Origin of the sequence: Loktanella sp. SALINAS62 (assembly GCF_018263905.1) — a bacterium.
In the GTDB taxonomy this organism is placed as follows: domain Bacteria; phylum Pseudomonadota; class Alphaproteobacteria; order Rhodobacterales; family Rhodobacteraceae; genus Loktanella.
On the sequence record NZ_JAAFZU010000028.1, the window covers coordinates 96,196 to 115,087 of the forward strand.

Here is an 18,892-nt window from a genome sequence, read left to right on the forward strand (position 1 = left end):
AAGGATTCTGATCATGTTTGAAAATATCGTTGTCGCGGTCGACCGGTCGACCCATGCTATGCATGCCATCGAAACGGCCTGCAAACTGGCCAAGACATACAACAGCAAGCTGCATCTGCTGCACGCACCGCAAATTCCGCCCGACGCCATGGCGGTGGGTGCAGGGGCGTTCGTGTCCTATCCTACGCCCGAGATGGTGCAGGAAACCGGCGCCGACACAATGGAAGCGGCTGTCGCCAAATCCAAGGAATGCGGCATCACACCCACCACCACGCGGATCAGCCCCGGCAGTGCGGCAGAAGATACGATCGCGCTTGCCGACGAAATGAAGGCGGACCTGATCGTGGTCGGACGGCGCGGGCGTGGCGGGTTCGGTAGCCTGATGATGGGATCGACGTCGCTGAAGATCGGGCATCTGGCCCCTTGTGCGGTGTTGACTGTCAAATAGGGATCGGTCGGCCCGTGACACCCTGACGCTTGCGGCGCACCGATGCCGGGCATAGGTTGCGCGCAAGCGACAGGAGACCCCACATGCCGACCAAAACGCGCAGCATTTTCGAAGACGTCGGGACCACGCAAAAGCAGACAGCGACGCCCGGTGGCATCGATTCCAAAGGCCAGGGCGCACGCGGTGCAATCCGCCTCTGGCTGATGCTGTTGTTTGCGCTGCTGGTGGTGATGATCGCGGTTGGCGGGCTGACCCGGCTGACCGATTCCGGTCTGGCCATCACCGTCTGGGCGCCATTATCCGGTGCCATTCCTCCGTTGAATGCGGCGGACTGGCAGGCCGAATTTGATGCGTACCGCCAAATCCCCGAATACCAGTTGCAGAACGTCGGCATGAGCATGGCCGAATTCAAGCAGATCTATTGGTGGGAATGGGGCCACCGACAGTTGGGCCGCGTGATCGGTCTGGTCTGGGCCATCGGATTTTTCGGGTTTCTGGTCATGCGAAAAATTCCAAAGGGCTGGACGGGGCGTCTGTTGTTCATCGGCGCACTTGGCGGTTTGCAGGGGGCAATCGGTTGGTGGATGGTCGCCAGCGGCCTGACCGACAATCGGGTGGATGTCGCGTCCTACCGGTTGGCCACGCATCTGGGGCTGGCGTTCGTCATTTTTGGTTTCATCACGTGGTTTATCCTCAGGATTGGCCGTCGCAGTGCGGATCTGCTGACAGCACGGCGCGCGGGCGATGCGCGGCTGGTGACGCTGACCACCGTGCTGGTTGCGCTGACGTTCGTTCAGATCATTCTGGGCGCGCTTGTCGCAGGCATCGACGCGGGCCGCGCCTATCCGGACTGGCCGTTGATGGCAGGGGGTTTTTTCCCGCCCGATATGTGGGGGCTGACGCCGGTCTGGCGCAACCTGTTTGAAAACAACGGCACCGTGCAGTTCATTCACCGCGTCAGCGGCTATATCCTGTTTGCCTATGGCTTGTTCGTCTGGTGGCGCAGCCGTCAAAGCGCCAATCTGCGCACCCGCCGCGCGTATGTCTTTGTGATGGGGATGCTGGTGGTGCAGATGCTGATCGGGATCTGGACCGTCATGACCATGGCGGAACCCTATATCGCGATCACCCATCAGTTCGGGGCCGTGGTCCTGTGGGCGCTGGTCCTGCGGGCGCGGTTCGTGGCGCAATATCCATTTACCCAATCCGTCAGAGGCGCGCGCGCATGACCACCCCCTTTGATGATCTGATGGACCACCAGCGCGAGACAGAGGCGCTGTCACAGGTGGCTGGCAGGCTGGGCTGGGATCAGGAAACCATGATGCCCGACGGAGCCACCGAACAGCGCGCCGAGGAACACGGGGCGATGGCGGCCGTGCTGCACGCCCGGCGCATTGACCCGCGCATCGGTGAATGGTTGCAAACCGCAACAGCGCCGGACGCCGTGGGCGATGCCCAGCTACGGCTGATCCAGCGCAGTTTCGACCGGACGGCCAAAGTGCCAGCACAACTGGCCACCGCACTGGCGCGTGAAACATCGCGTGCACATCGCATCTGGGCGCGCGCACGCGCGGACGAAGATGTCGCTGCATTTCTGCCAGCGCTGTCGCGCGTGCTGGACCTGCGCCGCGAAGAAGCGGCCTGCATCGCGGGGGATGCCGACCCCTATGATGCACTGTTGAACGATTACGAACCGGGGGCCACCGGCGCGCAGTTATCCGCGATGTTCGGCGCGTTGCGACCCCGGCTGTCTGCCCTGCGCGCGGCCATTCTGGACCGTCCGGCGCCGCCTGCGTTACAGGGCAATTTCCCAGAGGCTGGTCAACTGGCGCTAAGCCGGACACTGGCGCTGGCATTCGGTTACGATTTATCACAGGGCCGCATCGACAAGGCCGTGCATCCGTTTTCGTCCGGTTCAGGCCTTGATGTGCGGATCACCACGCGCACGGCGGCGGACGATCCGTTCAACTGTTTCTATTCCACCGTGCACGAGGTCGGTCATGCCTGTTACGAACAGGGCATCGACCGCGCCTATCTGCTGACCCCTGTGGGCGGGGGCGTGTCGATTGGCGTGCACGAAAGCCAAAGCCGGATCTACGAAAATCAGCTTGGCCGGTCAGAGCCGTTCACAGGCTGGCTATATGGTCAGATGCGCGACATTTTTGGCGATATCGGCATCGCGAACGAACGCGACTTTTTCGCCTGCGTGAACAGCGTGCGGTCCGGGTTCATCCGGACAGAGGCGGACGAGGTGCAATACAATCTGCACGTGCTGCTGCGGTTCGATCTGGAACGCGCGCTGGTATCCGGCGATCTGGGCGTCAACGATCTGGAAGCCGCGTGGAACGACCGCTTTGCAGCCGATTTCGGATTTGCCGTCGATCGGCCGTCGAACGGGGTGTTGCAGGATGTGCACTGGTCCGAAGGTCTGTTCGGCTACTTTCCGACCTATTCGCTGGGCAACGTTTATGCGGGATGTCTGCACGACGCGTTGCGCCGCGACCTGCCTGCACTGGACGATGATCTGGCGCGGGGCGATCCTTCTGCGGCGACCGGCTGGCTGCGGCAGCATGTCCAGCAGCACGGTGGATTGTTCGAACCCATCGACCTGATCACGCGGGCGACCGGCGCTGTGCCTGACGAGGCGCCGCTGCTGGCCTATCTGGACCGCAAGTTCGGGGACATCTACGGGATCTAAACCGTATTGCCGGGATCTTGTGTCTTGGGGTCAGGTCGCTTTGGGTCGTGGATTTCGACCTGATCGATGGTCTCGCGGCTGAACGCCACGATCATCGACACGACCATCATGCAGACCATTACGAAAATCGGCAGGCCGATCACGGTGATGACCTGTTGCAACGCGTTCAGCGCCTGATCCCCCGCAAGGATCATCAGGGATGCGGCTACCGCCCCTTCGGATATGCCCCAAAAGGCGCGTTGCCGCACCGGCCCCGCCTCTGTCTGGCCGGAACACAGCATATCGACGACCAGTGACGCCGAATCCGATGAGGTGGCAAAAAAGATCGCCACAATCACTACTGCCAGCCCCTGAACGAGCGTTGTGAACGGAAAGCTTTCAAAGAATGCGAACATGGCCAGCGGCACGCTTTGCGCCACGGCGTCGGAAATGCGTCCGGCCTGATCGCCCAGTTCCGCACGCGCGGCATCCCCGATCCCGTCGATACCCATTGCGGCCCAGCCGAAAATGGCGAACCAGACCACCGTGAACAGCGACGGCGCAAACAGCACGCCCAATACGAATTCGCGGATCGTGCGCCCCTTGGATATGCGCGCGACGAACAGCCCGATGAACGGCGACCACGTCACCGTCCACGCCCAGTAAAAGACGGTCCACGATCCTTGCCAGCCCCAATCTTCGGTATCCGGGCGGTAGCTGGCCATCATGTCGTTCCAGAACGCGAGACGCGGCAGGTTCGACAGATAGATACCAAAGGTTTCAACGATCCCGCGCAGCAGAAACAGGGTCGATCCCGTCGCCAGCACGAACAGCATCAGGCCGACGGCAAGCCCGATGTTGATGTTCGACAGCAGTTTCACCCCGTTATCCAGCCCGGCCACGATCGAAAGCACCGCCACACAAGTCAGCACAAACAGGATGCCAAGTCGCAGGGGGAGGGCGTCGGTCCAGCCGAACAGCTCTTGCAGGCCTGCCGCGATCTGGCTGGTGCCCAGCCCCAGCGATACCGCAACACCGAAAACGGTGCCAAGTATGGCGAAGATGTCGATGGTCTTGCCGATGGGACCATGGATACGGTCGCCCAGCAGCGGCCAAAACACCGAACTGACCCGCACCGGCAGGTGGTAGCGATAGATGAAATAGGCGAACGCCAGACCGGGCAGCGCAAAAATCGTCCAGGTGTGCAGCGCCAGATGATAGTTGGATATGGCGATGGCATCGCGTGCGGCATCGGGTGAATAGGGCGCGACACCCGGCAGGGGGGGGTTGGAAAAGTGCGAAATCGGTTCCGCCACGCCCCAGAACATCAAAACCGTGCCGATGCCGCCCGCAAACAGCATCGTGAACCAGCTTAGGTTGGTATATTCGGGCCGCGAGTCCGGTTCGCCCAGGCGGATATGACCATAGGCTGAAAAAGCCGCGAACAGCAAAAAGCCAAGCCACAGGTTGACGCCCAGAATAAAGAACCAGCCCAGATTCCGCACGATCCAGTCGCGCGCCACGGCAAACGCAGCGCCAATAGGGCCGGGCGCGATGGCCAATGCCGCCACGAAGAACACCATCAGTCCAGCCGCTATGAAAAAGATAACCGGATCGGTGCGAAGCCCAAGGCGTTTTGCAAGCGCGTGCATTGTGTCGTCCTTTATGTCTCGATTGACAGCCACTTAGGGCCGGACTTGCGAAAATCATTTTTTCTGTGCGCTTGTTTGCAGTTGCCCCGGCGTCGACTTTGTCCTGTGCCTGCGTTTGCGATTGTCACGTCGCATGCCGCGTGGTTCCCTGTGTCGATCACGAGGAAGGGCTGTCAGCATGACACTGCGGATGACGAAACAGGATCTGGAGGGTTTTCTGATCCGGGAATTTCCACAGGTCGGCACGGATTTTGCCATCGACGCCTTGTCCGACGCTGAACTGACGGTCCGGCTGAAAGTGGCTGAACGACACTTGCGGCCCGGTGGCACGGTATCGGGGCCGTCGATGTTTGCGCTTGCGGATGTGTCCGTTTATCTGGCCGTGCTGTCACGGCTTGGACCCGTGGCGCTGGCGGTGACAACGAATTGTTCCATCGATTTCATGCGCAAGCCAGCGGCGGGCGTCGACCTTTTGTGCCAGACCCGGCTGCTAAAGCTGGGCAGGTCACTGGCCGTCGGTGACGCGCTGCTGTTTTCCAAAGGCATGGATGCCCCGGTGGCACGGGCGACCTTGACCTATGCGATCCCGCCCGCGCGCTAAATCAGGTTTGATAGAACGGCTTTGCAGCCTCTTTTTCGGCCTGACCCTGTGTCAGGCCCACGTCGCGCAGTTGCGCGGGCTCTAGTGTCTGCAAATGCTTTCGGGTGCGGCGACGCAAATCCCACACGGTCAGGATCACCGCCAGCGCCACGCAAATCTGGGCGGCCTTTGGCAGGACGGCCTGGCCGTCAAGCCATGCAAGTTGTGCGGGATGAAGGGCGTGTGACATGGGGTGCCTTCCTATTGTATTGACACAATCGGCGTAATTGCCTATTGAGTGGATACAATCCGTAAATCCTATTCGCCAGAGAAACATTGTGACCGATACAAAGTGGAGTCCGTCGCTGCCGGATGGGCAAGACCGACGGCCAAAGTACGACCGTCTGGCGGGCGCGATCCGCGATGGAATTGCCTCTGGCGATCTGGCAACGGGGCAAAAGCTGCCCCCGGTCCGCGATCTGGCGTGGAAGGTGGGGGTGACGCCCGGCACGGCGGCGCGCGCGTACCGTCTGCTGATCGACGCAGGTGTGCTGACCGCAGGTGTGGGGCGCGGCACCTATGTGGCGCAACTGGCAGCGGTGCCCGATGCCGTGCTGACCGCCGATTCCGGACCCGATGGCCCCGAAGAGGTCAACCTGATCGGACCCCGCATGCCAGAGGTCGGACAATCGGCCCTGATGGCGCGTTGTCTGGCGCAGGTCATGGCGGCGATGCCGTCCAGCCGTTTGATGCGCTATCCCAGCCGGACATCGGACCATGCCGCCCGCGTCGCGTTTCACGCGACGTTGTCCCCGGACATCGGGCCTGCGGACGTCGAAGACGTGGTGCTGTCCAACGGGGGGCAGAACGGGATCGTGATGATCCTGCAGGCCATTCTGCGTGGGCCAAATCCGGTGATCTTGGGGGACGCGATCAGCTATAACGGGTTTCGCAGTGCGGCCGATCTGTGCCGTGCCGAACTGATCCCTGTGCCTTGGGATGCCGAAGGCCCCGACCCGCGCATGTTCGAAGCGCTGCTGCGCCAGCATGGCGCCCAAGTCTATTGCACCGCATCAGAGGTGAACAATCCGACCGGGCAGGCCACCAGCCCCGCCCGGCGGCGCATTATCGCAGACATTGCGGTGCGCCACGGCCTGCATGTGATCGATGATGATTGCTATGCGCGGATCGTCCGCACGGGGCCCAGTTACCGCGCGCTGCTACCAACGCTGGGGTGGCATGTCGCCAGCCCGTCCAAAACGATTTCTCCGGCGTTGCGGATCGGTTTTGTTGTCGCGCCAAAACCGTCAACCGCCGATCTGGTGCGCACGGCGGCGGGCCAGTCGTTTGGCGTATCACCCATGCTGACGGATCTATACGCCGCACTTTTACGGTCGCCCGAATTGCCTGGCGTTTTGGCGCGGGTGCGGGGCCGGATCGATCAGGATATCGGAGTTGCCGCCGCGACGTTTGCCGACTGTCACCCCGGCCATGTGCCGGGCGTGCCGTTCCTGTGGCTGCCATTGCCAGCAAGCTGGCGGGTCAACGCTTTTGTCGAAGGCGCAAAGGCGCGCGGCATTCACCTTAAGCCGTCTGAAAGCTTTCTGCACCGTGACAGCCGGGCCGTGCATGCCGTGCGCATCGCGGTCAACGGCATGATCCAGCACGCCCAATTCGCGCAGGCCATGGTGCAACTGCGTGATCTGATGGACAGCCCGCCGGCGCGGATTTCGGTCTAGGGTCCAGTAAATGTGATGGTCCGATCATGGACCCAAGGCCCACCGCGATAGTGCCACAGCTGCAGGCCTGTCGCCACGATTGGAAAGGGCGTGAAATCCCGTGCAAGCTGCGGATACACGCTGGCGGCGGGCGTCACCTTGTTCTGGATCGTGACATGGGCATGAAAATGGCGGTCCTGCGGGGTCAGCCAGTCCGACCAACCATCGGCAAGCGCTGCCCGCCAAACCTTTAGTGTTTCGCTTTCGATGTGGATCGCGGCCCCTGGGTTCAAATCCATCACCCGTGTCGCGGTCATCGGAAATGGCGCGGTTGCGGCGCACAGTCGGTCGAGTCGCGCGTCGATATGATCGCGATGCCGGGCAGGCAGGTTATGGAACAATGTCAGATGCGCGGGCAGCCGATATCCACGGTCCGGGAAATGCGTCTGACGCAGATCATCAAGCCACGCAAACGCGGTTTTATCCAGTGCGAGGGTCAAAATCATCGGGTCATCCATGCCCCGGACCTAGATTGCGGACCATTCAGGGCAAGATTTATGGGGTATTTTGATACCGCAATTTTAAGGCATTGATTTCACGAGTTTTTACCGGGGTATCTGCGCTTGACGCGACGCGCAGGGGCCGTATAAGCCGCCTATCCGAATGACGGGCCCTGCGGCCCCTTAGACCCTTGGTGAGATAATGAAAACTTATACCGCGACTCCGGCGGATATCGACAAGAAATGGATTCTGATCGACGCCGAAGGCCTCGTTCTGGGCCGTCTTGCGTCCGTCATCGCCATGCGCCTGCGTGGCAAGCACAAGCCGACCTTTACGCCGCATATGGACATGGGTGACAACGTCATCGTGATCAATGCCGACAAGGTCCAGTTGACCGGCAAGAAGCGCGACGAAAAATTCTACTGGCACACCGGCCACCCCGGCGGCATCAAGTCCAAGACGAAGGACGAAATCCTGACTGGCGCGCATCCTGAGCGCGTTGTGTTTCAGGCCGTCAAGCGCATGCTTCCCGGCAACAAGCTGCGCAACACGCAGCTGACGCACCTGCGCATCTTTGCCGGTGCAGAGCACGGCATGGAAGCCCAGAAGCCCGAGATTCTGGACGTTGCGTCCATGAACAAGAAGAACACGAGGACTGCATAATGGCTGACCAGATCAACTCCCTCGAAGAGCTTGGCGGCGCCGTGAACGCCGATATCGGCGGCGTTCAGGGCACAGACCCCGAAGCCACGACACAGGCCGCACCGCGCGAATCCATCAAGGATGAACTCGGCCGGTCCTATGCCACAGGCAAGCGTAAGGACGCCGTCGCACGCGTCTGGATCAAGCCGGGTTCCGGCAAGGTCACTGTCAACGGCAAGGAAATGGGCGTCTATTTCGCGCGCCCGGTGCTGCAGATGATCCTGGCACAGCCGTTTTCGGTTGCCGGTGTCGCAGGTCAGTTCGACGTCGTCGCAACCGTCAAGGGTGGCGGCCTGTCCGGTCAAGCCGGTGCGGTCAAGCACGGCGTATCCAAGGCGCTGCAACTGTTTGACCCGTCGCTGCGCCCCGCGCTGAAAGCCGCTGGTTTCCTGACCCGCGACAGCCGCGTTGTTGAACGTAAGAAGTACGGCAAGGCGAAAGCCCGTAAGAGCTTCCAGTTCTCCAAGCGTTAAGCTGCGCTTTATCAATTTGCGGAAAAGGGCGTCTTTTGGGGCGCCCTTTTTGCATCTTGGCGCAGCATGCAGGCAGACGTGTTTCTTTGGTGTGTCGGCGCGTCAATTTGCCATTGATCTTTACCGCTTAGGATTTGAACATCGTCTGATGATGTGGCCCCGTAACATAACGCAAGACCAGACACGGGCGATTCGTCTGTTGGGTATTCCGTTCGTCTATGCGTTGCTGCTGCTCGCGGTGCCGCTTGGGGCCATCTTGCTGTTCAGTTTCTGGACGCAGGATTTCATGACGGTGGATACGACGTTCACCTTGGACAACTACCGAGAGATTGCCGACAGCCCGATCTATGCAATGCTTTTGCAAAGATCGTTGATGGTGTCGGGGATCGTGACGGCGGTCACGGTGATCCTTGCCTATCCGGTTGCCTATTTTGTCAGTTTCCACGTCGCACCGTCGAAAAAATCGCTGTGGCTGTTTTTGATCACCATTCCGTTCTGGACCAGCTATCTGATCCGCGTATTTCTGTGGAAGGTGATCCTTGGCTACAACGGCGTGATCAACTCTGCCCTGTTGCAGGTTGGCATAATCGACGCGCCGTTGACGTTCATCCTGTATAATGTGAACGCGGTGATCATCACGCTTGCCCATGCATTTGCACCGTTTGCGATCCTACCCATTTTTGTCGTGCTGGAAAAAATCGACCGGTCGCTGTTGGAAGCATCGCAGGATCTGGGGGAAAGCCGCTTTTCAACGTTCTTTCGGGTGACGTTGCCGCTGTCGATGCCCGGCGTCGTGGGCGCGGTTCTGATCGTATTCATCCCCACCATCGGGGATTACGTCACACCCGAACTGATGGGTGGGGCGGGTGGCAAACTGATCGCCAACATGATCCAGACCCAGTTTTTGCAATTGAACAACGCCCCCTTGGGCGCTGCACTGGCCATCGTCGCGATGGTCTGCGTCACCGCCGTTGCATTGGCGTTCGTCTTTCTGAACCGCCGCTGGCTGAGGGCGCGCCGATGAGCTTGCGTATCTATGCCATCGCCTATCTGATCTTTCTGTATGCGCCGATCTTGCTGCTGCCGGTCTTTGCATTCAACGATGCAACGATTATCGCGTTTCCGCTGTCAGGTATGACAACCGAATGGTTTGCCGCCTTGCAGACCAACAAATCATTGCACGCGGCCCTTGGGAATTCACTGATCATCGCGGGCTGTACGGCGGTGTTTTCCACGCTTCTGGGTATGTGTGCGGCGCGGGCTGCGGCGATGTCGCATTTTCCGGGCAAGGGCGGGATCACCGGGTTTGTCATGCTGCCGCTGGTGCTGCCCGAAATCATTGTGGCGGTGTCGCTGTTGGTGATCCTGCGGCAAGTCCTGGGGCTGGATCTGGGCAACTGGACGATCATCATGGCGCACGTGCTGATCTGCACCCCGTTTTCCATCGCCATCCTGAACGGGGCGTTTGGCAACCTTGATCCTGCCATGGAAGAGGCGGCGCTTGATCTGGGTGAAACCCGTTGGTCGGCGTTCCGGTTGGTGACGTTGCCGCTGGTCATGCCGGGGATCATTTCATCGATGCTGATCGCATTCACGATATCGCTGGATGAATTCATCATCGCGTTCTTCCTGACGGGGTCGAACCCGACCCTGCCTGTTTATATCTGGGGCTTGCTGCGCTTTCCGGCGCAATTGCCCGTCGTCATGGCACTGGGGACGATCCTTGTGGGCCTGTCCATCATCCTGCTGACCATTGCAGAGGTTTTCCGCCGTCGCGGCCTCGCGCGGTCGGGCGGAAAAGACACCGGGGGTTTCCTTTGACCGATCTGATCCAGTTGCGCGGCGTCAACAAATACTATGGCGATTATCATGCGTTGCGCGATATCGACCTGACAATCCGGGCGGGCGAATTCTTTTCCCTGCTGGGGCCATCGGGCTGCGGCAAGACCACGCTTTTGCGCGTCATTGCCGGGTTCGAAGGCGTGTCGGGTGGCACCGTGATGATTTCCGACAAGAACATGAAAGACGTGCCGCCCAACAAGCGGCCGACCAACATGGTGTTCCAGTCCTATGCCATCTTTCCGCATCTGAGCGTTGCGCAAAACGTCGCCTTTGGTCTGCGCACGCGCAAGGATATCGACAAGGCCAACCACAAGGCGCTGGTCGAAGAAGCGCTGAACATGGTTGGCCTGTCGGGCTTTGGCGGGCGTGCGGCACACGCCCTGTCAGGCGGTCAACGTCAACGTGTGGCGCTTGCCCGTGCCCTGATCCTGAAACCAAAGGTGCTTTTGCTGGACGAGCCACTGTCCGCACTGGACAAGAAGATGCGCGAACACATGCAGGTGGAATTGATCCGCCTGCAACGTCACGTGGGCATCACATTCATCCTTGTGACACACGATCAGGAAGAGGCACTGGTCATGTCCGACCGGATCGCTGTGATGTTCGCGGGGGAAATCGGCCAGATGGACGATCCTGAAACGCTGTACCGGCGTCCCAAAAGCCGCCGGGTCGCGGAATTCATCGGCAAGATGAATTTCCTGCCGGGTCAGGTGCAGACCGTGGGCGACACGCTTGATCTAACGATTGCGGGGTTCGGTGCGGCACAAATCACGCCCGATCAGATGCCCGAAGGCGCGCGCACTGGTGACGTGTCGGTCGGTATCCGCCCGGAAACATTGGCAATTCTGTTTGATGGCGAAACCGCGCGGCGGCACGAATGTCCCGGCACCGTGGACGAGGTCGTTTATTATGGTGACATGACCTATTACGATGTGCGGGTCAAAGACGTGCCGCAACCTCTTACGATTGCGATGAAAAACCTGATCGGGCGGCCAGTGCTGGACGTGGGTGAAACCTGCCGCATCGCATGGGATGACCGGGCGCTGGTCCTGTTCTAACGCGGCTTAGTCGGGCGGCAGGATGCCCAGACCGCGCAGGTAAATCCCGATCCCGGTTTCCAGCAGATCATCGGGGGGATACGGGCTTTGCGTGCCGGGGGCGCCGCGCGCGAACAATTCCACAACGCCATGGGACATGGCCCAGACATGGGCCGCGAACATCTGCGGCGGTGGTCGTTTGGCCGCCGGGATATGGGATGACAGCGCGGTTGCGGCTGTTTCCATCACGCCCAGCGCGCGGCGTGCTGTCTTGAACAGTTCCGTCGAACGATTGATGGAAATACCGCTTTCGAACATGGCCACGTAATGGCCGGGGTGTTCGCGGGCAAAGGTCAGATAGGCCGTGCCGGTGTTCAAAAATGCGGTCAGGTCGGACGGCTGGCCTTTGGCATATGCCGTTTCCATCCGGTCTGCAAAGATGGCGTAGCCCTGCAATGCGGCTTCTGCGATCAGGTCTTCGCGGCCTTCGAAATGGCGATAGACGGCTGCCGGTGTCACCCCCGCCTCGCGCGCGGCTTCGGACAGGGTGAATCCGGTCGGTCCCTTGACCTTGATCAGGTCCAGACAGGCCTCCACCAGTGCCTGCGCCAGATTACCGTGGTGGTAGCCGCGTTTAGTCATGGCCGCGGGCATGCCACAACTGCGGCGTGCCGACGATGGCGGTGTCGATATCCCCCAAGGCGGCGGTGTCCTTGTTGGTATAATCGATCTTGGACAGGACGGACCGGATCGCATTCAGCCGTGCGCGGCGTTTGTCGTCAGTCAGAATGACGGTCCAAGGGGCCGCGTCGGTATGTGTCCGGTCCAGCGTTTCACCGATCGCTGCCGAATAATCATCCCAACGCGCCAACCCTTTGACGTCGATCATGCTGAGTTTCCAGTGCTTTAGCGGGTCTTTTTCACGGTCCAGAAAACGGCGTAGCTGTTCGGCGCGCCCGACTGTCAGCCAGATTTTGAACAGTTGAATCCCGTCCTCGACCAGCATTTTTTCGAATGGCGTGACCTGTGCGAAAAACCGGGCGCGTTCATCTGCGGTGCAAAAGCCAAAGACCTGTTCGACAACACCGCGGTTATACCAGCTTCGGTCGAAAAACGTTATATTACCGCCAGCTGGCAAGTGTTTGATATAACGCTGAAAATACCACTGGGTCCGTTCATCTTCGTTCGGTTTGGGCAGGGCCACCACATGGGCAGAGCGCGGGTTCAGGTTTTCACGAAACCGGGAAATCGTGCCGCCCTTGCCAGCGGCGTCGCGGCCCTCGAACACCACCGCGATGCGCGCGCCGGTTTCAATCGCCCACGTCTGCATCTTGACCAGTTCGATCTGCAGCGCGTCCAGTTCGGCCTCGTATCGCTTTTTCTCGATCTCTTCCGCGTGGGGGTAGAGCGGGGACAGAATGGGATCATCGCCGGATGCGATCAGGTTGCGCACAGCGTCCGGTGCGTCGTCGTGGAAATAGGCGCTGATCGCACCGTCAAAGGGCAGTCGCATGGCACATCCTCTTTTTGCGCAGTCTGGACGCTTCGGCAGGTCAGCGCAATCCAGCGCGCGCCGCGGCACGGTCGATGGCGGCGACCGCTTCTTGGGGGGCCACGTGATGGGGCATGTGGCCGACGCCGGGCAGACGGGTCAGGTTGGCCGAAGGCACGAGTTTAACGATCTGTTCAGAGTGGATGTCGATTGGCACGGTGGTGTCTTTTGTCCCGTGCAAGATCTCTATCGGGATCGAAAGTTCGGGATAGCGTTTTTCCATTTCGACGACGTGCGGTCGCAGGGTGTTGACCTGCCGCACATTGGCGCGGAACGATTTTGGGCGCAGTGTCAGCGGCGCACCAATGAAATCGCCATAGCCTTCGGGCGCCGGTTGCGGGGCAAAGGTGGATTCGATGGCATTCTTGATGGTCGATGTCGGCACAAATGCCGCCAAAAGCGGGATCGTGACGGCACCGCCGAACGCGCTGCCGTTGATCGTGTAATAGGCGCCCAGATCGCCGGGCCATGGCATCGCCACCCCGGCAAAGCTGACGACGGCAGCGGCGTCGACCGGCTGTGGTTCGTCCAGCCCCATCAGCGCCCATTGATACGCGACAATCCCGCCAAAGCTGTGTCCGGCGACGATGGGGTTTTCGATCCCCAGCTTTGCGGCCGCCTGCCGCAACATCAGTGCTTGTTGCAGCGGGCTTTCGCCTGCTGTGGCAAAGGGGCCATCGGGAATGCCCGGAAAGCGGTCTGTATAGCCCAGACCGGGGCGGTCGAACGCGGTGACGCGGTAATCGTCGGTCAGGCGGTCAAACAGATCGAATTTGAAATCCCGCATGTTGCCACCCGCACCGTGGATCAACACCAGATCGGGGCCGCTGCCGGCCTGCAGGTAATGCACCTTTGCGCCACCATCGATCGTCACGAATTGCCCCATGGGGGAAAATCTGTCTTCTGCACTATCAACGCGCATTGCAGTTGTGCATCCGGTCACAACACTGCCCAAGCCAAGGGCCACAGCCGTCCATGTCAGGGCCTTAACCGCCAATCGCATTCAAATCATACTCTGTTGTCTGGTAAATCTGGTTTATCCAATTGCCATATAGAAGGTGAGCATGCGACCGCCACCTGTTCTGTGGCGGGTTCAAGGGATCGTCATCAAGATAGTAGTTGACCGGCAGGCTGACAGGTGTGCCAGAGGCAACATCGCGGTCGTATTCCTGTTTCAGCGTATCGGTGTCGTATTCAAAGTGATTGAACACATAAAGCGCGCGGCGCACCGGGTCTTCGACCAGCGCGGGGCCCGCGTCGGGGCTGGTGATCAAGGTCTGCAACCCGCCCGCCGCATCGATGTCGGCCTGCCGCATTTCGGTCCAGCGGCTGACGGGCATGGCGCAATCATCAGAAAAGCCACGCAGATAGGGCGACGCGGGGTCTGTGACCGTATGGCGGAAGCATCCGAATTTTTTGGCGTCCAGCAGGTGTTTCGGGACGCCGTGGAAATAGTTGATCATCGCCATGCCGCCCCAGCAGACGCCAAAGGTTGAATGGACATGGGTCTGGGTCCAGTCAAAAACCTGCTTGAGCTCGTCCCAATAGGTCACATCGGTGAAATCCAAATGTTCAATCGGGGCGCCTGTGATGATCAGCCCGTCAAATTTTTCACCCGTGGCCACGACGTCGGAAAACGGGCGATAGAATGCTTCCATATGGGCGGCGGCGGTGTTGCGGGTCTGGTGTTCGCTCATCCGGATCAGTGACAGTTCGATCTGCAACGGGGTCGCACCGATCAGACGGGCGAACTGATTTTCGGTGGCGATCTTTTTCGGCATCAGGTTCAGCAGCGCGATCCGCAGCGGCCGGATATCCTGGCGGTCGGCGGCATCTTCGGCCAGCACCATGACGCCTTCCTTGTTCAGGACGGTGTAGGCGGGCAGGGAAGAAGGCAATTTGATGGGCATGGGCGTATTCCTGTGAAGGCGGCACAGATAGGCGGCTTAGTCCCGCGTCTCAAGGGCATGCGCAATCATCGCGTCAAAGCCCGCGGCGTCATGGACCCCCATGACGTCCGACATGCCGACCGTCAGACCCCAGCTATCGGCCATTGCGCGGTATCGGGGCTGGCGATGTGCCAGCGCTTTTGAAAATGCCCAACGGATGAAATGGTCGGGATCGACGTGGTCGGCCTCCACGTCATGTTCCGCCAGATAGGCGTGCCATGTGTCCAGCAGGAACACCGGATCATAAGACATCGGTTTGGGTTCGCGGTCGAATCTGCGGATCAGTTCCGCCATATGTTCGTCCGTGCCTTCGATCCAGACCATCAACGTGCGTGTGGACAGATGTGTCAGGATCGGGTCGGCGGGATCGGATGGATCAACCCATTCGCAAATCGAACCGCCCGTGTCGCAGACGAAATGCGGGTATTGATACAAATCGTGGCTGCGGTCGATGAAATGGCCGGTATCCAGCAGGGCCGCCACCTCTGATCGTTGGAACTGGTCCTGACGGCGGGTGTATTCATCCCAGATCAAACCGCCCTTGGCCGGATCACCCGGTTTGCCCAGATAGGACGACACCGGTTTAAGATCGTTGAACGAAATGTTGGACCCGATATAGATGCTGTCGGATCGCAGCAGGTCGCGCAGGAACGGCACTTTCATCGCTTCGCGCTTGGCATTGTCTGCGATCAATTCACCCATGTAGCGGGTGCCGATGCGGTAATCGATGGAATAGTGAAACCAGTCCCCCGTTTCGCGCAGCATCGACGATAGATAAGTCTTGCCCAGACCGGACATGCCAAAGAACAACACACGTTTTTGCGGGGCCGACAGCCAGTCTGATGCGGATTTGTAAATCATGGGCACAGGCTTAGGCGAGGTCACAGTAAAGTGCCAGTGGTCTTGCATCCCGACCGATGCCGCGCGGTGCGATGACCCCACATCGCTGTCGATGCGGGGTCACGGTCAGATCATTCGCTGTCATCAGCTTGCGTGTCGGCATCGTCTTGTGGTGCGGCGTCCATCTGCGTGTCTTCGGCCGCATCGTCCTGCAGATCACCGTCATAGGTCACACGCCAAATCGTGTTTCCGGTGTCGTCGGCGATGAACATGGCACCGTCAGGGCCGAATTCCACGTCGACGGGACGGCCCCAGACTTCTGCCCGCTGATCGTTTTCGACCCAAAATCCAGTGGCAAAGTTTTCGTAGGTGCCGACGGGCATTCCGTTTTCAAACGGGGCAAAGACGACCTTGTAGCCGGTCGGCTGTGTGCGGTTCCACGATCCTTTGAACGCGATGAACGCCCCGTCACGATACTGCGCGGGCAGGGTTGACGGATCTTCGGGGAATTCAAGATCCATCGTGGCGGAATGCGGCTGGAACAGCAGATCAGGCGTGACAGTGGCGGCCACCTGATCGGGCGCCAGATCAGCGAAACCCGGCTGCGGGTTCTGCCCGATATAGGCATAGGGCCAGCCATAGAACGCGTCTTGCTGCACGTTGATCAGGAAATCCGGCACCAGATCGTCGCCGGTGCCATCCCGTTCCTGCACAACGGCAAACAGATCGCCCGTATCGGGATGGATCGCCAGACCGGCTGGGTTGCGCACACCCGTCGCCACGGTGCCGATCAGCGCGCCATCCGGCGCAAAGGCCTGGATCGTTGCAGGCACCCCCGGTTCGACGGAAATATTACCGTTCGAGCCGATCCCGACATACAATGTGCCGTCGTCACCGATTGCGATGTCGCGGTTGACGTGGCCGAATGGGCCGTCACCGAACGCACCTTCGGGTGTGATCATCTGCTGGCCGGAAAAATCGTGCTGCGGGACACGCTCGTCTTTTGGCACCTCTGTCACGGGCTTGGTTTCAGCGCCGACGATGCGGATGCGATCTTCGGTATAGGGCATCGCCCAGATGCCCTGCACATCGGCCACCAGAATTTGCGGGCCATCGACGCCATCGCGGTAGTGCACACCGTAGGGGGCGGTGAACGGTTCGGCATAGCGCGAAATGGTGTCGGTCTGGCCGTCACCGTTCGTATCGCGCAAAAGACCGATGTAACCGGCAGACTGATGGGCGACCAGCACGTCGCCGTTGGGTAAGACCTCCACCTGACGGGGGGCATCTGCCAATTGCGCAAACAGCGTGGCGCTGAATCCGTCGGGCAGGTTCAGACGGGGTGGCGTATCTGTCAGTGTCAGGGGGGTATTGTTGACGGCCGGCCCGGTATAAGGCTGCGGTGCCTGATCCATCGTATAGACAAACGACAGGCCGACGGTGCGTTCTTCGGTCGGTGTAGCGGACGCCGATGGAATCGGGTCTGGCCCGTCGTCTTGGGCAAATGCGGGCAATGTGAACATCGCCGTGGCGACACTGGTCGTCAGGATAATGCGAGCGGTCATAAGGGTTCCAATCATTGTTCGGTCAAAGCATTGACCAAACAAACGAATGGACTGCGGCAGGGTTCCGCGCGACACCTGACCGGGCGCGCAAACCGCACAAGGCGGGGTCAGTATCCCCGCCAGATCCAGCCGCCGCCCAGCACGCGGGTGCTGTCGGGATCGTAGAACACACAGGCCTGTCCGGGGCTGATACCTTCTTCGGCGGCCAGCAATTCGACTTCTGCCTCTGTGTCGGAAATCGGACGCAGGATCGCGTCGGTCGGCGGCTTTGTCGACCGGCACTTGACCGCGATCTGACGCGCGCCACCGGCCATAAGCCCGCCGTCGCCCAGCCAGTTGATTTCACGCAGCGGCACCCGCCGCGTCGCCAGCAACTCTTTTGGACCGACGATCACGCGGCGTGCGTCAACATCCAGTTTCACCACATAAAGCGGATCGGCCAATCCGCCGATGCCCAGCCCGCGCCGCTGCCCGATGGTATAGTGGATCACGCCGTTGTGCTGACCCAGCACACGGCCCGCGGTATCGACGATGTCGCCCGGTTCGGCGGCACCGGGGCGCAGTTTTTCGATCACGGCAGCGTAATTGCCATTGGGGACAAAGCAGATGTCCTGACTGTCGGGTTTATCCGCCACGCCAAGACCATAGCGTTGCGCCAGCGCGCGGGTTTCGGATTTGCTGTGCAGATGGCCCAGCGGAAAGCGCAGGTAATCCAGCTGTTCCGCCGTCGTCGAGAACAGGAAATAACTTTGGTCGCGGTTGCGGTCGGCAGCGGCATGCAATTCCGGCCCGTGATCGCCCATCTTGCGCTGGATGTAATGGCCGGTCGCCATGCAATCGGCGTCCAGATCCTTGGCGGTTTCCAGAAGATCCTTGAATTTCACGCGTTCGTTGCAGCGAATGCAGGGCACCGGCGTCGCACCCGCCAGATAACTGTCTGCGAACTCGTCGATCACCGCCTCGCGAAAGGTGTTTTCGTAATCCAGAACGTAGTGCGGAAATCCCATTTCTTCGGCCACGCGGCGGGCGTCGTGGATGTCGCGCCCGGCGCAACACGCGCCTTTTTTCGCCAGCGCCGCGCCGTGATCGTAAAGCTGAAGCGTCACACCGACCACGTCATAGCCTTCTTCGGCAAGCTGGGCTGCGACCACGGAACTGTCGACGCCCCCCGACATCGCCACGACCACGCGGGTCTGCGACGGCGGTTTGGCGAACCCAAGGCTGTTGAGCGTCTGGTCAAGTGGCATGTGGCACCCGTTTTTCTGGCGTCCCGTGGGGAACAGGGCCTTGGCCCTACACCCACCAACGCGGGCTTACCAGTCCTTAAATGTTTTCGGTGACCAATTGGCGCAGCAA

Annotated in this window: 20 protein-coding genes; 10 read left to right on the plus strand and 10 right to left on the minus strand. The window is 60.3% G+C overall.

The window, feature by feature from the left end; all coding sequences use genetic code 11:
- Positions 1-13: 13 nt before the first annotated feature.
- The 3 genes from GZH79_RS10650 (at position 14) to GZH79_RS10660 (ending at position 3,146) form a co-directional block, all read left to right on the plus strand.
- Positions 14-448 carry a universal stress protein gene (locus GZH79_RS10650; RefSeq protein WP_211643764.1) on the plus strand — a complete coding sequence of 145 codons (435 nt, stop codon included), beginning with the start codon at positions 14-16 and terminating at the stop codon, positions 446-448.
- 83 nt (positions 449-531) lie between these two features.
- Complete coding sequence (gene ctaA, locus GZH79_RS10655; protein ID WP_211643765.1) at positions 532-1,677, plus strand: heme A synthase; 1,146 nt, start codon at positions 532-534, stop codon at positions 1,675-1,677.
- Positions 1,674-3,146, plus strand: a complete 1,473-nt coding sequence (locus GZH79_RS10660; RefSeq protein ID WP_211643766.1) for a carboxypeptidase M32 — start codon at positions 1,674-1,676, stop codon at positions 3,144-3,146. The genes ctaA and GZH79_RS10660 overlap by 4 nt, the downstream gene beginning before the upstream one ends.
- Here the strand turns inward: GZH79_RS10660 and GZH79_RS10665 are convergent.
- On the minus strand, positions 3,143-4,777 hold the full coding sequence (locus GZH79_RS10665) for a BCCT family transporter (RefSeq protein WP_211643767.1): 1,635 nt from the start codon (positions 4,775-4,777) through the stop codon (positions 3,143-3,145). The two genes, GZH79_RS10660 and GZH79_RS10665, sit on opposite strands and share 4 nt — an antisense overlap.
- Before the next feature lie 178 nt (positions 4,778-4,955).
- Between GZH79_RS10665 and GZH79_RS10670 the strand changes: the two genes are divergently transcribed.
- A complete protein-coding gene (locus GZH79_RS10670; protein ID WP_211643768.1) occupies positions 4,956-5,378 on the plus strand; it encodes a PaaI family thioesterase in 423 nt (140 codons plus the stop codon).
- Position 5,379: 1 nt separating this feature from the next.
- Here the strand turns inward: GZH79_RS10670 and GZH79_RS10675 are convergent, their stop codons facing one another.
- Entirely contained in the window at positions 5,380-5,607 is a 228-nt protein-coding gene (locus GZH79_RS10675; RefSeq protein WP_211643769.1) for a DUF1127 domain-containing protein, read from the minus strand.
- 88 nt (positions 5,608-5,695) lie between these two features.
- Between GZH79_RS10675 and GZH79_RS10680 the strand changes: the two genes are divergently transcribed.
- Entirely contained in the window at positions 5,696-7,096 is a 1,401-nt protein-coding gene (locus GZH79_RS10680) for a PLP-dependent aminotransferase family protein (RefSeq protein ID WP_211643770.1), read from the plus strand.
- On the opposite strand, the gene GZH79_RS10685 is transcribed toward GZH79_RS10680, so the two are convergent.
- Positions 7,093-7,581: a 2'-5' RNA ligase family protein gene (locus tag GZH79_RS10685; RefSeq protein ID WP_249219111.1), complete on the minus strand. Its 489-nt coding sequence runs from the start codon at positions 7,579-7,581 to the stop codon at positions 7,093-7,095. The genes GZH79_RS10680 and GZH79_RS10685 overlap by 4 nt on opposite strands.
- Before the next feature lie 196 nt (positions 7,582-7,777).
- On the opposite strand from GZH79_RS10685, the gene rplM reads away from it, so the two are divergent.
- The 5 genes from rplM (at position 7,778) to GZH79_RS10710 (ending at position 11,651) form a co-directional block, all read left to right on the plus strand.
- A complete protein-coding gene (gene rplM, locus GZH79_RS10690) occupies positions 7,778-8,239 on the plus strand; it encodes a 50S ribosomal protein L13 (RefSeq protein WP_211643772.1) in 462 nt (153 codons plus the stop codon).
- Positions 8,239-8,751 (plus strand): 30S ribosomal protein S9, encoded by a 513-nt coding sequence (gene rpsI, locus GZH79_RS10695; RefSeq protein WP_211643773.1) that lies wholly within the window; start codon positions 8,239-8,241, stop codon positions 8,749-8,751. The genes rplM and rpsI overlap by 1 nt, the downstream gene beginning before the upstream one ends.
- A 151-nt stretch (positions 8,752-8,902) precedes the next feature.
- On the plus strand, positions 8,903-9,775 hold the full coding sequence (locus GZH79_RS10700) for an ABC transporter permease (protein ID WP_211643872.1): 873 nt from the start codon (positions 8,903-8,905) through the stop codon (positions 9,773-9,775).
- Positions 9,772-10,572, plus strand: coding sequence for an ABC transporter permease (locus GZH79_RS10705; RefSeq protein ID WP_211643774.1), 801 nt, complete (start codon positions 9,772-9,774; stop codon positions 10,570-10,572). The genes GZH79_RS10700 and GZH79_RS10705 overlap by 4 nt, the downstream gene beginning before the upstream one ends.
- Positions 10,569-11,651 carry an ABC transporter ATP-binding protein gene (locus GZH79_RS10710; protein ID WP_211643775.1) on the plus strand — a complete coding sequence of 361 codons (1,083 nt, stop codon included), beginning with the start codon at positions 10,569-10,571 and terminating at the stop codon, positions 11,649-11,651. The genes GZH79_RS10705 and GZH79_RS10710 overlap by 4 nt, the downstream gene beginning before the upstream one ends.
- 6 nt (positions 11,652-11,657) lie before the next feature.
- Here the strand turns inward: GZH79_RS10710 and GZH79_RS10715 are convergent, their stop codons facing one another.
- The 7 genes from GZH79_RS10715 to mnmA form a co-directional block, all read right to left on the minus strand.
- Positions 11,658-12,272: a TetR/AcrR family transcriptional regulator gene (locus tag GZH79_RS10715; RefSeq protein ID WP_211643776.1), complete on the minus strand. Its 615-nt coding sequence runs from the start codon at positions 12,270-12,272 to the stop codon at positions 11,658-11,660.
- The gene (gene ppk2 / locus GZH79_RS10720; RefSeq protein ID WP_211643777.1) at positions 12,265-13,143 is read right to left on the minus strand and encodes a polyphosphate kinase 2; all 879 of its coding nucleotides are present in this window, start codon (positions 13,141-13,143) and stop codon (positions 12,265-12,267) included. The genes GZH79_RS10715 and ppk2 overlap by 8 nt, the downstream gene beginning before the upstream one ends.
- A gap of 40 nt (positions 13,144-13,183) precedes the next feature.
- Positions 13,184-14,185, minus strand: a complete 1,002-nt coding sequence (locus GZH79_RS10725; RefSeq protein ID WP_249219112.1) for an alpha/beta hydrolase — start codon at positions 14,183-14,185, stop codon at positions 13,184-13,186.
- Positions 14,169-15,092 (minus strand): homoserine O-succinyltransferase, encoded by a 924-nt coding sequence (gene metA / locus GZH79_RS10730; RefSeq protein ID WP_211643778.1) that lies wholly within the window; start codon positions 15,090-15,092, stop codon positions 14,169-14,171. The genes GZH79_RS10725 and metA overlap by 17 nt, the downstream gene beginning before the upstream one ends.
- Positions 15,093-15,128: 36 nt before the next feature.
- Entirely contained in the window at positions 15,129-15,992 is an 864-nt protein-coding gene (locus GZH79_RS10735) for an ATPase (RefSeq protein ID WP_211643779.1), read from the minus strand.
- 110 nt (positions 15,993-16,102) lie between these two features.
- On the minus strand, positions 16,103-17,536 hold the full coding sequence (locus GZH79_RS10740) for a PQQ-dependent sugar dehydrogenase (protein WP_211643780.1): 1,434 nt from the start codon (positions 17,534-17,536) through the stop codon (positions 16,103-16,105).
- Positions 17,537-17,643: 107 nt separating this feature from the next.
- Entirely contained in the window at positions 17,644-18,783 is a 1,140-nt protein-coding gene (gene mnmA, locus GZH79_RS10745) for a tRNA 2-thiouridine(34) synthase MnmA (RefSeq protein ID WP_211643781.1), read from the minus strand.
- Positions 18,784-18,892 lie beyond the last annotated feature (109 nt).